A 13,503-nucleotide genomic window follows, 5' to 3' on the forward strand; every position below is an offset into this window, starting at 1 on the left:
TCGCGGGTGCCGTCGGGCCGGCCTCGGCGATCCCCCGGCCCTCCTGCGCGATCCGGCGGACCAGCGCGACGGCGGCCGTGGTCCGGCCGGACCGGCCGGACGGCCCCCGGGCCGGGGCGGAGTCCGCCGACGGGGCCGGACGGGTTCAGCCGCCTCCGCCCCCACGAGGCCCCTGCCCCGCCCCGGAGAGGGCGTCCGCCGCCGGACCGACCGCCGCGGCCACGTCCGCCGGCCGCAGCTCGGGCCCTCCTCCGTGCGGCGCGGTGCTCTGCCGCACGACGAGGTGCGTCGCCAGTTCGATGCGCTGGGCCGCCTTGCCCGGGTCGTCCGGGCGCAGGAGCATGCGGGTCGCCTCCTCGGCCATCTGGCGCAGCGGCTGGTGGACCGTGGTCAGCGGCGGGCTCGACCACTGGGCCAGCGGCACGTCGTCGTAGCCGACGACCGAGAGGTCCTGGGGGACCCGCAGGTTCCTGACCCGGGCCGCCTCCAGCACGCCGAGCGCCTGGAGGTCGCTGCCCGCGAAGACCGCCGTCGGCCGGTCGGGGCCGTCCAGCAGGTCCATGGCGTGCTCGAAGCCGCCCTGCACCTGGAAGTCGCCGAAGCGGACGAGGCGCGGGTCGATGGCCAGGCCCGCCATCGCCATGGCCGAGCGGTACCCGTCGAGGCGGGCCAGGGAGCACAGCATGTCCTCGGGCCCGGTGATGATCGCGATGCGCTCGTGCCCGTGGTCGGTGAGGTGGCGCGTGGCCGCGAGGCCGCCGGCCCAGTTGGCGGAGCCCACGGACGGCACGTAGGGGTCGGGGTCCCCGGCCGGGTCGATGATGACGAAGGGGATGGCCTGCGCCGCGAGCCGCCGCTTCACCTCCTCCGGGAGCGAGGAGAAGACCAGCACGACGCCCAGCGGCCTGCGCCGCAGCACGCCCTCGATCCAGTCGGGCGCGGGGGCGTGCCGGGTGCCGCTCCTGGTGAGCACCACGGTCGCCTGGTTCTCCTGGGCGACGGTCTCCACGCCCCGGACGATCTCCATCGCCCAGACGCTGTCCAGCTCGTGGAAGACGAGCTCGATGAGGGGGGAGCGCGGCGCGCCGGGCTTCCGGCGGCGGTAGCCGTGGGTGTCCAGGAGTTGCTCGATCCTGGCCCGGGTGGCACGAGAGACGTCCGACCGGCCGTTCAGGACCTTCGAAACTGTCGGTAGTGAGACCCCGGCTTCTTTCGCCACCTCGGCCAGCGTCACCCGCGGTCTCACCCCGTCGTCATCGTGCATGTCAGCAGGATAGGCCATGTGCTCGATAACGGTTTGGGTCAGTGCCCGCAAGACCATTGACCCAAAAACCAGTCTGACCTTAACTGTGCGACAGCATGGACTTTCGGCAATGGTGTCGAAACTTTCGAAAGGCGAACGATGAAGACACGTGCGCGCTTGCCCAGACTGGTCGCCTCCGGTGCGACGCTCGCCCTCGCACTGACCCTCTCGGCCTGTGGCGACGGTAACGGCGGGGCGTCGGCGGACGACGGCAAGATCCATGTCCTGGTCTACGGGGACGCCACCAACAAGGTCGAGAAGCAGATCGTCGACACGTTCAACAAGACGTCCGACGTCAAGGTCGTCCTCGACACCATCCCCGGTGCGGACTACCAGAAGAAGCTGCAGACGATCATCAACACCCCGCAGGCCCCGGACGTCTTCTTCAACTGGGGCGGCGGCAGCATCAAGCCGTTCGTCAAGGCCGACCTGCTGATGCCGCTCGACGACTTCATCAAGAAGAACCCGGACCTGGAGGACAAGTTCCTGCCGTCCGTCTTCAACAACGCCGTCGTCGACGGCAAGCCGTACGGCATCCCGATGCGCGGCACCCAGCCGGTCCTGCTCTTCCACAACAAGAAGGTCCTCGACGAGGCGGGCGTCAAGCCGCCGAAGACCTGGGACGAACTGCTGGACGCGGTCGGGAAGCTCAAGGACGCCGGCGTCACGCCGATCGCGCTCGGCGGCGGCGACGTCTGGCCGACGCAGATGTGGTTCCAGTACCTCTACGACCGCATCGCGGGCCCGGAGCTGTTCGCGAAGGCCGTCGAGGGCGACAAGAGCGCCTGGGAGAGCCCGGACAGCAAGAAGGCCCTGAACATGATCAGGGAGCTCGTCGACGCCGGTGCCTTCGGCAAGAACTACGACTCCGTCAAGTACACCAACGGCGGCTCGGTCCAGCTGGTGGCCTCCGGCAAGGCGGGCTTCGAGCTGATGGGCTCCTGGTACTACTCCCAGCAGCTGACGGACCACCCGGAGTTCGCCGAGAAGGACCTCGGCTACTCCACCTTCCCGACCGTCGAGGGCGGCAAGGGCGACCCGGCCAACATCGCCGGCAACACCAACAACTACTACTCGGTGATGAAGAAGACCAAGCACCCCGAGGCCGTCGCCGAGTTCCTGAAGCTCATGTACTCCGACGAGTTCGTCAAGGCGCAGCTGGAGGTCGGCAACCTGCCGACCACGACCAACACCGACAAGTTCATCGAGACCGCGGGCAACCCCGAGTACTCGCGCTTCCAGTACGACCTGGTCGCCGACGCACCGTCGTTCCAGCTCTCCTGGGACCAGGCGTACCCGCAGAAGGCGAGCTCGGACATGCACAAGGCCATCCAGCAGTTCTTCAACGGACAGCTCGACACGGACGGCTTCATCAAGGCCATGCAGGCCCTCCCGACCGAGTGACGAACGGCTCATGACCACACAGATCACGAGCGCACGGCCCGCCGCCGGACCCCGCAAGGAGTCCCGGCGGCGGCCGCCCGCCTCGTCCGCAACGACGGTGGGCCGCCCCGGCTTCGCCTGGGCGCTGCCCGCCGCAGTGTTCTTCATCCTCTTCGCCATCACCCCGCTGATCATGGTCGCGGTGCTGTCCTTCATGACCTGGGACGGGCTCAGCTCGCCCCAGTTCGTCGGCATGGACAACTGGTCGCGCCTGATGGACGACCCGGTGATGGTCAAGAGCATCTGGCTGACCCTGCTGCTGACCGTGCTCGGCGTGGTCATCCAGACGCCGCTGAGCATCGTGCTCGGTGTCTGGGCCGCCGGCCACCAGCGCAACCGGGCCGTGCTGTCCGTCATCTACTTCATTCCGCTGCTGCTGTCCGCGACGGCCGTCTCCGTGCTGTGGCGGGCGCTGCTCGACCCGAACTTCGGCATCCCGGCCGACGCCGCCTGGCTGTTCGGCGACGGCAACCTGTTCGGTGAACAGGCCACCGCCATCGGGGTCCTGGCGTTCGTGAGCACCTGGCAGTTCACCCCGTTCCACACCCTGATCTACCAGGGTGCCGCCCGTGCGATCCCGCAGGTGCTGTACCAGGCGGCGGAGATCGACGGCGCGGGCCGCTACCGGCAGTTCTTCCACATCACCCTGCCGCAGCTGCGCAACTCGATGATCACCTCGATGATCCTGATGATCGTCGGCGGCCTGACCACCTTCGAGACCGTCCTCATCCTGACCCAGGGCGGCCCCGGCACCGACACCACCATCAGCGCCTACTACATGTACGACAAGGCCTTCAAGAGCTTCGACTACGGCACCGGCTCCGCCATCGCCCTGGTCCTGGTCGTCGCGGCCACGATCATCTCGCTGATCGTCGTCCGGGTCTCCGGATACGACAAGATGCGCAGCTCCATGGAGGGTGTGTCATGAGGCGCCGACCGAACTACGTGGCCGGCGCCGGATCGCTCCTCTGGCTCTTCGTGGTCGGCCTGCCGCTGTACGTGCTGCTCGCCGCCACCCTGCGCACCCGCCAGGACTACGCCGAGAACGGCCCGGTCTCGATCCCGGACAGCTTCACCCTGGACAACTACACCGGCGCCTTCGACTCCGGCTTCGGCCAGTACTTCCTCAACACCCTCGTCGTCACCGCCTGCGTGATCGGCATCGTGCTGCTGCTGGTCCCGCCGCTCGCCTACGCGATCGTGCGCAGCCGCTCCAGGGCCACGTCGGCGATCTTCCGGCTGTTCCTGCTCGGCCTCGCCATCCCGGCCCAGGCCGTCATCGTGCCGATGTTCTACCTGATCAGCGAGGCCGGGCTGTACGACAACCTGCTCGGCGTCATCCTGCCCACGGCCGCGTTCTGCCTGCCGATGTCGGCGCTGATCCTCAGCGGCGCGATGCGCGACATCTCCCCGGAGCTGTACGAGGCCATGGCCATGGACGGAGCCACCCCGCGGCGCATGTTCTTCCAGCTCGTGCTGCCGCTGTCCCGGGGCGGACTGTCCACGATCGTGGTCTTCTCCGCGCTCCAGGCCTGGAACGGCTTCCTGTTCCCGCTCGTCCTGACCCAGTCCGACTCCACCAAGGTGGTCACCCTGGGCCTGTACAACTTCCAGACCGAACACGGCATCGACATCCCCGGTCTGCTGGGAGCCGTGGTGCTGTCCATGGTGCCCATCCTGCTCGTCTACCTGTTCGCCCGTCGCGCCCTGGTCCAGGGCCTGATGGGTGTCGGAGGAAAGTGACTGCCGACGTGGCCGTAGAGACCACCCCCGAGATCCCCCTCTGGAACGACCCCGCCCACCCCGTCGCCGCCAGAGTCGACGCGCTGATCGGCGCGATGACCCTTCAGGAGAAGATCGCCCAGCTGTACGGCGTGTGGGTCGGCGCGTCCGCCAACGGCGGCGAAGTGGCCCCGCACCAGCACGACATGGAGGAGGCGGTCGACCTCGACGCGCTCCTGCCGAGCGGGCTGGGCCAGCTGACCCGCCCCTTCGGCACCGCACCCGTCGACCCGGCGCTCGGTGCGCTCTCCCTGCTGCGCACCCAGTCCCGCATCACCTCGGCGAACCGCTTCGGCATCCCCGCCGTCGCGCACGAGGAGTGCCTGGCCGGCTTCGCCGCCTGGGGCGCCACCGCCTACCCCGTCCCGCTGTCCTGGGGCGCCACCTTCGACCCCGACGTGGTGCGCCGGATGGCCGCCGCCATCGGCCGCGACATGCGGTCCGTCGGCGTCCACCAGGGCCTCGCACCCGTCCTCGACGTGGTCCGCGACGCCCGCTGGGGCCGGGTCGAGGAGACCATCGGCGAGGACCCCTACCTCGTCGGAACGATCGGCACCGCGTACGTCCAGGGCCTGGAGTCCGCCGGGATCGTCGCCACCCTCAAGCACTTCGTCGGCTACTCGGCCTCCCGTGCCGGACGCAACCTCGCCCCCTCGCCCATGGGCGCCCGCGAACGGGCCGACGTCCTGCTGCCGCCGTTCGAGATGGCGATCCGCGAGGGCGGCGCCCGCTCCGTGATGCACTCCTACACCGACACCGACGGCGTCCCCGCCGCCGCCGACGAGAGCCTGCTGACCGGACTGCTCCGGGACACCTGGGGCTTCGACGGCACCGTCGTCGCCGACTACTTCGGCATCGCCTTCCTCAAGACCCTGCACGGCGTCGCGGGTGACTGGGCGGACGCCGCGGGCGCCGCGCTCACGGCGGGCGTCGACGTCGAGCTGCCCACCGTCAAGACGTTCGGCGCACCGCTCGCCGAGGCCGTCGCCGAGGGCCGGGTACCGGAGTCGGTCATCGACCGCGCCCTGCGCCGCGTCCTCGGCCAGAAGGCGATGCTCGGCCTGCTCGACCCGGACTGGAGCCCGGTGCCGCCCGCACTCGACGGCGCCGACCTCGACGACCCCGAGGCCCTGCGCGGCAAGATCGACCTGGACCGCCCCGAGAACCGGGAACTGGCCCGCGAGGTCGCCGAGAAGGCGGTCGTCCTGCTCACCAACGACGGCACCCTGCCGCTCGCCCGCCCCCGCCGCATCGCCCTGGTCGGCCCCAACGCGACCGAGGCCACGGCCGTCCTGGGCTGCTACTCCTTCCCCCAGCACGTGGGCGTGCAGCACCCAGACGTCCCGGTCGGCATCGACCTGCCCACCCTGCGCGACACCCTGACCGCCGAGTTCCCCGACGCGGACATCACGGTGGCCCGCGGCACCGGCGTCGACGACGGCGACCTCTCCGGCGTCGCCGAGGCGGTGGACGCGGCCCGCGGGGCGGACGTCGTCATCGCCGTCCTCGGCGACCGCGCGGGCCTGTTCGGCCGCGGCACCAGCGGCGAGGGCTGCGACGCCGAGTCGCTGGCCCTGCCCGGCGCCCAGCAGCAGCTCCTCGACGCCCTGCTCGACGCGGGGACGCCGGTGGTGACGGTGCTGCTCGCGGGCCGGCCCTACGCCCTCGGCCGCGCCGTGGCGGAGTCCGCCGCGATCGTGCAGTCCTTCTTCCCCGGCGTCAAGGGCACCGCCGCCCTCGCCGGGGTGCTCAGCGGGCGGACCGCCCCCTCCGGCCGGCTGCCGGTGAGCGTGCCGCGCGGACCGGGCGCCCAGCCGACCACCTACCTCGGCGCGCGGCTCGCGCACGCCAGCGAGGTGTCCAACATCGACCCGACGCCCGCCTTCGGCTTCGGCCACGGCCTCACGTACACCACGTTCGCCTGGAGCGACCTCGTGGTGGACGCGCGGGAGGCGTCCACCGACGGCGAGTTCTCGCTGGCGCTGACCGTCCGCAACACCGGTGAACGGCACGGCACCGAGGTCGTCCAGCTCTACCTGCACGACCCGGTCGCCTCCGTCGTCCAGCCGGTGCAGCGCCTCGTCGGCTACACGCGGGTGCCGCTGGCCCCCGGTGAGGCACGCCGGGTGCGCGTCACGGTCCCGGCCGACCTCGCCTCCTTCACCGGCCGCGACGGCCGCCGCGTCGTCGAGCCGGGTGAGCTGGAGCTGCGGCTCGCCGCGTCCAGCACCGACCCGCGCCTGACGGCGACGGTCACCCTGACCGGCCCGCAGCGCCACGTGGACCACACGCGGCGCCTGCACGCCGGCTTCGTCCAGGAGCCCGCTGCCGACGCCTGAGCCGTCGGCAGCGCACGAGCGGTGTCCCCGGGGGAACTTCCCCCGGGGACACCGCTGTTCGGGGGTGTTCCGGGAGCGTCACCGGGTGTCCCCGTGAGCCTGGGGCGTGCACCTCGAACAGCGGCTCCCGGCCCCGGAGCCGGCGGTGCCCGGACCGCTGGACTCCGCCGACCGCCCCCGGCCTACGGGGAACCGCACCGTCGTCCCCGGCGTCACCCGCGACCTGCTCGACGGTTCCGGGCGCGGGCCGGCCGGGCCGTCACCGTCTCCGAGCGGGCTGCCCTCGCGGGTCGGGCGGAACGGGCGGGCGTGTCCCCCGCCCCGGACCGCCCGGGCGCCGGTCGTCGTGACCAGGTCCGCCCTCGCGCCCACCGGTCCGTCCCCGGGCGGGAGACCGCGCCCGCCGGAGACGACCGGTCCGGGCCGGCCGGCCCCGGGGCGCGGCCGGTCCCGCCGGGGCGCCGCCGCCCAGGTCAGGGCACCGGGCGCGTCAGGACCGCCGTGAACCGGTAGCGCGAGCCGCGGTACACCGAGCGGACCCATTCGACCGGCGTCCCCGTCTCGTCCCGGGAGTGGCGGGACAGCAGCAGCATCGGCAGACCCACGTCGGTGGCCAGCAGCCCGGCCTCCCGCGGTGTGGCCGGGGAGGTCTCGATGGTCTCGTCGGCCTCCGCCGGGCGCACGCCGTACACCTCGGCGAGCGCCGTGTAGAGCGAGGTGTGGCGGGCCAGGTTGCGGCGCAGGCCGGGGAAGCGCCGTGCGGACAGGTGGGTCGTCTCGATGGCCATGGGCTCGCCGCCGGCCAGCCGCAGCCGCTCGATGCGCAGCACCCGGTCGCCGCGCCCCACTTCGAGCAGGGCCGCCAGTTCCTCGTCGGCGGCGACGTACCCGATCTCCAGGATCCGCGAGGCGGGGCTGAGGCCCTGGGCCCGCATGTCCTCGGTGTACGAGGTGAGCTGGAGCGTCCGGTACACCTTCGGGCGCGCGACGAAGGTGCCCTTGCCCTGGATGCGGTCCAGCCGGCCCTCGCTGACGAGTTCCTGCATGGCCTTGCGGACGGTGGTGCGCGAGGTGCGGAACTCGACGGCGAGGAGGCGCTCGGCCGGCATCGGCGAGCCCGGCGGGCGCGCCTCGGTCATCCGCAGGAGGCGCTGCTTGATGCCGTAGTACTTCGGAACGCGGCCGGTGCGACCGGTGAGGCCGGGCGCCCCCGACGCGGCCTCGGCGCTGCTGACGTCCGTGCTCATGACCTGCCTTCCGGCTGCGGTGTCCGGCGCGCGGACGGCAGGGGCCGGCCGCGGTGCACGTCGGCGGACCGCCGGGTTCGGCGCCGCACGCTCGGCGAACCCGTTATAACCGCGCGTCCTCTTTTTGGTCTAGTCCAAATGTCGACGCGTATGGGTTTGGGCGGAGTTCGAGGCTCTCGGTGGGGTGTCGGAGTCGTTACCCGCGAGGGGTGGTACGACCCTTGACAGGGCCATAGGTCTAGGCCAAGCTCCCCTTGCTGGTCTAAACCATTTAGGGGAAGCCGGGTCCCAGCCCGCCGAGCTGTTGCGCCGTTTGTGAGGGTCACCGCCGAGGGCGTGGGTGTGCAAGGCAATTCCTGAGGAGGGGTGGCGCGTGAAGCGCAAGCTGATAGCCGCGATCGGTGTCGCGGGCACGTTGTTCTCCGTCGCTGCGTGCGGCGGCGACGACGGCGGTGACGGGGGCAAGAAGACCGGCGCGGACGGGTACGCCGGCGAGACGCTCACCGTGTGGGTGATGGACGGCTCGTCGCCCGACGACTGGCAGGCGGACCTCGCCAAGGAGTTCGAGGCGAAGACCAAGGCGAAGGTCGAGTTCGAGATCCAGAAGTGGAACGGCATCCAGCAGAAGCTGACCACCGCGCTGTCCGAGGAGAACCCGCCGGACGTCTTCGAGATCGGCAACACCCAGACCCCGGCCTACGCCAAGACCGGCGGCCTCGCGGACCTGGGCGACCTCAAGGCCGAGATCGGCCAGGACTGGGCCGAGTCCATGAACGAGTCGTCCGTCTTCGAGGGCAAGCAGTACGCGGCACCGTGGTACGTCGTCAACCGCGTCGTCGTCTACAACAAGAAGGTCTGGGCGGACGCGGGGCTGAAGGACACCCCGAAGACCCGCGACGAGTTCTACGACGCGCTCAAGACGATCGGTGAGAAGACCGACGCCGAGCCGATCTACCTGCCGGGCCAGAACTGGTACCACTTCGTCGGCCTGGTGATCGGCGAGGGCGGCGAGCTGGTCAAGAAGGACGGCGACAAGTACGTCTCCAACCTCGACGACCCGAAGGTCGTCGCCGCCACGGAGACCTACAAGAAGTTCCAGGCCCTGTCCGAGGCGCCCAAGGACAAGGACGAGGCCACCCCGCAGCAGGGCGAGGTCTTCGCCAAGGGCAACGTCGGCGCGTTCATCGGCATGGGCTGGGAAGCCGCCACCGCGATCAAGGCCAACCCGAAGATCGAGAAGGACCTCGGCTACTTCACCATCCCGGGCGAGACCGCCGACAAGCCCGAGGGCGTCTTCCTCGGCGGCTCCAACCTCGCCGTCGCCGCGGGCAGCAAGAAGCAGGACCTCGCCAAGGAGTTCCTGAAGATCGCGCTGTCCGACAAGTTCGAGGGCGCGCTGGCCAAGGCCAACGGCGTCATCCCGAACAAGGAGTCGCTGCAGAGCAACCTCGAGGGCAACGCCCCCGCCGAGGCCGCCGCGCCGGCCGCCGCCGTCGGCGGCACCACGCCGCTGATCCCCGAGTGGGCCGCGGTGGAGAACGACCCCAACCCGATCAAGACGTACCTGACCGCCGTCCTGAACGGAAAGTCCCCGGCCGAGGCCGCCGAGCAGGTCGAGGGCGAGCTCAACAAGCGCCTGGCGCAGCAGCAGTAGGCGCGCGAGCGCACGGATGGGGGCGGGGGCCGGCCACTCGCCGGCCCCCGCCCCGGCGTCGAGTACGTCGAGAAGAGAGAGCGCGAGCATGACCGTGCAGACCGAACGGCCGCCCTCCGGCCCGGCGGACGTCCGCAAGGCGGACGACACAGGACCCGGCAGGCCGACACCGCGAGCCGCGTCGCGCGCCGGCGCGCTCGCCCCGTACCTGTTGCTGCTGCCCGCCTGCGCGGCCACCGTGCTGCTGCTGGGCTGGCCGCTGCTGAAGGACCTGCTGCTGTCCTTCCAGAACCTCAACATGGCGCAGCTGATCCAGCACGTCACCGAGTGGAACGGCGTCGACAACTACAAGGAGGTCCTCACCGGCGAGGACTTCTGGCGGGTCACCCTCCGCTCGATCCTGTTCACGGCGGCCAACGTCGTCCTGATCATGGTCCTGGGCACGCTGACCGGCCTGCTGCTCGCCCGTCTCGGCAAGCGGATGCGGCTCACCCTGCTGATCGGCCTGGTGCTGGCCTGGGCCATGCCCGTCGTGGCCGCCACCACCGTCTACCAGTGGCTGTTCGCCCAGCGCTTCGGCGTCGTCAACTGGGTCCTGGACAAGCTCGGCTGGCACTCCATGGCCGACTACAGCTGGACCAGCAGCCAGATGTCGACGTTCTTCGTCGTCACCCTGCTGATCGTGTGGATGTCCATCCCGTTCGTCGCGATCAACCTCTACGCGGCGACCACCACCATCCCGAAGGAGCTCTACGAGGCCGCGTCCCTCGACGGCGCCGGCGCCTGGCGGAGCTTCACCACGGTCACCGTGCCGTTCCTGCGGCCGTTCCTCTACGCGACGACCTTCCTGGAGATCATCTGGGTCTTCAAGGCGTTCGTCCAGGTCTTCACCTTCAACGGCGGCGGCCCCGACCGGCTCACCGAGATCCTGCCGGTCTACGCCTACGTCGAGGGCGTCGGCAACCAGCACTACGGCATGGGCGCGGCGATCGCCGTCCTGACCATCCTGATCCTGCTCGGCCTGACCGCCTACTACCTCAGGATCGTGCTCAAGCAAGAGGAGGACGAGCTGTGAAGCGCTCGCTCTTTGCCAGGCTCTGGCCCAACATCACGGCCGTCGTCCTGTTCATCGGCTTCGTCTTCCCCGTCTACTGGATGTTCGCCACGGCCTTCAAGCCGACCGGCGACATCATCTCGGAGACCCCGGTCTGGTTCCCGACCGACGTCACCTTCGAGCACTTCAGGACCGCGACCGGCGTCGAGAACTTCTGGACGCTCGTCCGCAACTCGCTGGTCGTCACCGTCCTCGCGGTCGTCTTCTCGCTGATCATCGCCCTGGTCACGTCCTTCACCCTGGTGCGGATGCGGTTCAAGGGGCGGCGCGGCTTCGTCGTCGGCTTCATGCTCGCCCAGATGGCGCCCTGGGAGGTCATGGTCATCGCGATCTACATGATCGTGCGGGACGCCTCGATGCTGAACAGCCTGGTGCCGCTCACGGCCTTCTACATGATGATGATCCTGCCCTTCACCATCCTGACGCTGCGCGGCTTCGTCGCCGCCGTGCCCAAGGAGCTGGAGGAGGCGGCGATGGTCGACGGCTGCAGCCGCCTCACCGCGTTCCGCCGCGTCGTCCTGCCGCTGCTCGCGCCGGGCCTGATGTCCACCTCGATGTTCGGCTTCATCACCGCCTGGAACGAGTTCCCGCTCGTGCTGGTGCTCAACAAGGAGGCCGAGGCACAGACCCTGCCCCTGTGGCTGTCCAGCTTCCAGACCGTCTTCGGCGACGACTGGGGCGCGACCATGGCCGCCTCGTCCCTGTTCGCCATCCCGATCCTGATCCTCTTCGTCTTCCTGCAGCGCAAGGCCGTCAGCGGCCTCACCGCGGGCGCCGTGAAGGGATAACGCCACCTGATGACCGCACTCGCCAGTGGTACGACCGACACCCTGACCCGGGACGCCCTCACCGTCCTCCAGCCCGGCTTCGCCGGCACCACCGCCCCCGACTGGCTGCTCCGCCGCCTCGGCGAGGGCCTCGCCTCGGTCGGCCTGTTCGGCCGCAACATCGCCACGCCCGAGCAACTCACCGCACTGACCGCCCGGCTGCGCGCCGAGCGCGACGACGTGCTGGTCGCCATCGACGAGGAGAGCGGCGACGTCACCCGCCTGGAGGTGCGCACCGGTTCCTCCTTCCCCGGCAACCACGCCCTCGGCACGGTGGACGACGTGGCGCTCACCCGGGAGGTGGCCGCCGAACTGGGCCGCCGCCTCGCCGCCTGCGGGGTCGACTTCAACTGGGCCCCCTCGGCCGACGTGAACGCCAACCCCGACAACCCGGTGATCGGCGTCCGGTCCTTCGGCGCCGACCCCGCCCTGGCCGCCCGGCACACCGCCGCCTACGTCACCGGCCTGCAGTCGGCGGGCGTGGTGGCCTGCACCAAGCACTTCCCCGGACACGGGGACACGGCCGTCGACTCCCACCTCGCGCTGCCCCGCATCGACGCGGACGCGGCCCTGCTGAGCGAGCGGGACCTGGCCCCGTTCCGCGCGGCGATCGCCGCCGGAACCCGCGCGGTGATGAGCGCCCACATCCTGGTCCCGGCCCTGGACCCGGACCACCCGGCAACGTTGTCCCGGCGCATCCTGACCGAGCTGCTCCGCGGCGAACTGGGCTACGACGGCCTGATCGTCACCGACGGCATGGAGATGAACGCCATCGCCGGCACCTACGGCATCGAACGCGGCAGCGTCCTCGCCCTCGCGGCCGGAGCGGACGCGATCTGCGTGGGCGGCGGCCTGTGCGACGAGGGCATCGTGCAGCGCCTCCAGGACACGCTCGTCGCGGCCGTCCGCTCCGGCGAACTGCCCGAGGAGAGGCTGGCGGACGCCGCCGCCCGGGTCCGCGCCCTGGCCGACTGGACCACGAGGGCACGGCGGTCCCCGGCCCCGGCGGCCGCGTCCGATCCGGAGATCGGCCTCACGGCGGCCCGCCGCGCGGTGACCGTCACCCGCACCCGGCCCGCCGCCCCGCCCACCGGACCGGTCCACGTGGCCACGTTCAACCCGGGTGCGAACATCGCCGTGGGCGACGAGACGCCCTGGGGCGTCGGCGCGGAGCTGGAACGGCTGCTGCCGGGCACCACCACCGGCTTCTTCACCGGCCCCGACGCCGGTGAGGAGGCGCTGAAGGCGGCCGACGGCCGGCGCGTCGTCGCCGTGGTCCGGGACGAGCACCGGCATCCGTGGATGCGCACGGCCCTGGACACCCTGCTCGCCGCCGACCCGGACACCGTGGTCGTGGAGATGGGCGTACCGCAGTCCTCCCCGCGCGGCGCCCTGCACATCGCCACCCACGGCGCGGCCCGGGTCTGCGGCGTGGCGGCCGCGGAGGCGGTCGTCGCGGGCTGACACCGCGGCCGGAGCGGTCCGGGGCCCGCGCCCGGACCGCTCCGGCCCGTCCGTGTGCCGTCCGGGGCGGGGCGTCCTCTCCCCGGCGAACCCCGCGACGAACTTCCCGGTGCGGGCCGCCGGGGCCGCGTCCGGGGCGCCCCGCAGCTCGTCGGGGACCCGTCGCCGTGCTCCGGCTCGCGTACGCCGCCTCCCGGCGGCCGTCCGCCCTCGCCCGCCCCGCCCCGTGCAGCCCGCAGCCGCTCCTCCCGGTCCTCCTGCGTCCCGGGGCGAGGACCGGATCCCCGTGCGCGCATCGTCGGCCGGGGCTCCCGGGGCACCCGGCCCCCG

At 71.4% G+C, this 13,503-nt stretch carries 10 protein-coding genes; 8 read left to right on the forward strand and 2 right to left on the reverse strand.

Annotation, left to right across the window (positions count from 1 at the left end):
• Positions 1 to 145: 145 nt before the first annotated feature.
• Positions 146 to 1,264, reverse strand: a complete 1,119-nt coding sequence (locus FHS37_RS12650; protein ID WP_184820311.1) for a LacI family DNA-binding transcriptional regulator — start codon at positions 1,262 to 1,264, stop codon at positions 146 to 148.
• A gap of 138 nt (positions 1,265 to 1,402) precedes the next feature.
• Here FHS37_RS12650 and FHS37_RS12655 point away from each other — a divergent pair, with 138 nt between their 5' ends.
• From FHS37_RS12655 to FHS37_RS12670, 4 genes are read left to right on the forward strand one after another with little or no spacing between them, the layout of a single operon-like run.
• Positions 1,403 to 2,707, forward strand: a complete 1,305-nt coding sequence (locus FHS37_RS12655) for an ABC transporter substrate-binding protein (RefSeq protein ID WP_184820319.1) — start codon at positions 1,403 to 1,405, stop codon at positions 2,705 to 2,707.
• Between the two features lie 10 nt (positions 2,708 to 2,717).
• Positions 2,718 to 3,674 carry a carbohydrate ABC transporter permease gene (locus tag FHS37_RS12660; RefSeq protein WP_184820321.1) on the forward strand — a complete coding sequence of 319 codons (957 nt, stop codon included), beginning with the start codon at positions 2,718 to 2,720 and terminating at the stop codon, positions 3,672 to 3,674.
• Complete coding sequence (locus tag FHS37_RS12665) at positions 3,671 to 4,489, forward strand: carbohydrate ABC transporter permease (RefSeq protein ID WP_184820323.1); 819 nt, start codon at positions 3,671 to 3,673, stop codon at positions 4,487 to 4,489. The genes FHS37_RS12660 and FHS37_RS12665 overlap by 4 nt, the downstream gene beginning before the upstream one ends.
• Positions 4,486 to 6,867, forward strand: coding sequence for a beta-xylosidase/alpha-l-arabinosidase (locus tag FHS37_RS12670; RefSeq protein WP_184820325.1), 2,382 nt, complete (start codon positions 4,486 to 4,488; stop codon positions 6,865 to 6,867). The genes FHS37_RS12665 and FHS37_RS12670 overlap by 4 nt, the downstream gene beginning before the upstream one ends.
• A 473-nt stretch (positions 6,868 to 7,340) precedes the next feature.
• Here FHS37_RS12670 and FHS37_RS12675 read toward each other — a convergent pair whose 3' ends face one another.
• A complete protein-coding gene (locus FHS37_RS12675; RefSeq protein ID WP_184820327.1) occupies positions 7,341 to 8,114 on the reverse strand; it encodes a GntR family transcriptional regulator in 774 nt (257 codons plus the stop codon).
• Between the two features lie 373 nt (positions 8,115 to 8,487).
• On the opposite strand from FHS37_RS12675, the gene FHS37_RS12680 reads away from it, so the two are divergent.
• The 4 genes from FHS37_RS12680 (at position 8,488) to FHS37_RS12695 (ending at position 13,173) form a co-directional block, all read left to right on the forward strand.
• The gene (locus tag FHS37_RS12680; RefSeq protein WP_184820335.1) at positions 8,488 to 9,768 is read left to right on the forward strand and encodes an extracellular solute-binding protein; all 1,281 of its coding nucleotides are present in this window, start codon (positions 8,488 to 8,490) and stop codon (positions 9,766 to 9,768) included.
• 88 nt (positions 9,769 to 9,856) lie between these two features.
• Positions 9,857 to 10,843, forward strand: coding sequence for a carbohydrate ABC transporter permease (locus tag FHS37_RS12685; protein ID WP_184820337.1), 987 nt, complete (start codon positions 9,857 to 9,859; stop codon positions 10,841 to 10,843).
• Positions 10,840 to 11,670, forward strand: coding sequence for a carbohydrate ABC transporter permease (locus FHS37_RS12690; RefSeq protein ID WP_184820339.1), 831 nt, complete (start codon positions 10,840 to 10,842; stop codon positions 11,668 to 11,670). Before FHS37_RS12685 ends, FHS37_RS12690 begins: the two co-directional genes overlap by 4 nt.
• A gap of 9 nt (positions 11,671 to 11,679) precedes the next feature.
• Positions 11,680 to 13,173 (forward strand): glycoside hydrolase family 3 protein, encoded by a 1,494-nt coding sequence (locus FHS37_RS12695; protein ID WP_184820341.1) that lies wholly within the window; start codon positions 11,680 to 11,682, stop codon positions 13,171 to 13,173.
• The last annotated feature ends 330 nt before the right edge of the window (positions 13,174 to 13,503 follow it).

Source organism: Streptomyces griseomycini (genome assembly GCF_014203535.1).
Lineage (GTDB): Bacteria > Actinomycetota > Actinomycetes > Streptomycetales > Streptomycetaceae > Streptomyces > Streptomyces griseomycini.

Excerpts from the sequence above, each read along its gene's own strand:
- FHS37_RS12650 (WP_184820311.1), bottom strand. The coding sequence starts at position 1,264 with ATGCACGATGACGACGGGGTGAGACCGCGGGTGACGCTGGCCGAGGTG.
- FHS37_RS12665 (WP_184820323.1), top strand. The coding sequence starts at position 3,671 with ATGAGGCGCCGACCGAACTACGTGGCCGGCGCCGGATCGCTCCTCTGG.
- FHS37_RS12660 (WP_184820321.1), top strand. The coding sequence starts at position 2,718 with ATGACCACACAGATCACGAGCGCACGGCCCGCCGCCGGACCCCGCAAG.
- FHS37_RS12675 (WP_184820327.1), bottom strand. The coding sequence starts at position 8,114 with ATGAGCACGGACGTCAGCAGCGCCGAGGCCGCGTCGGGGGCGCCCGGC.
- FHS37_RS12695 (WP_184820341.1), top strand. The coding sequence starts at position 11,680 with ATGACCGCACTCGCCAGTGGTACGACCGACACCCTGACCCGGGACGCC.
- FHS37_RS12655 (WP_184820319.1), top strand. The coding sequence starts at position 1,403 with ATGAAGACACGTGCGCGCTTGCCCAGACTGGTCGCCTCCGGTGCGACG.
- FHS37_RS12685 (WP_184820337.1), top strand. The coding sequence starts at position 9,857 with ATGACCGTGCAGACCGAACGGCCGCCCTCCGGCCCGGCGGACGTCCGC.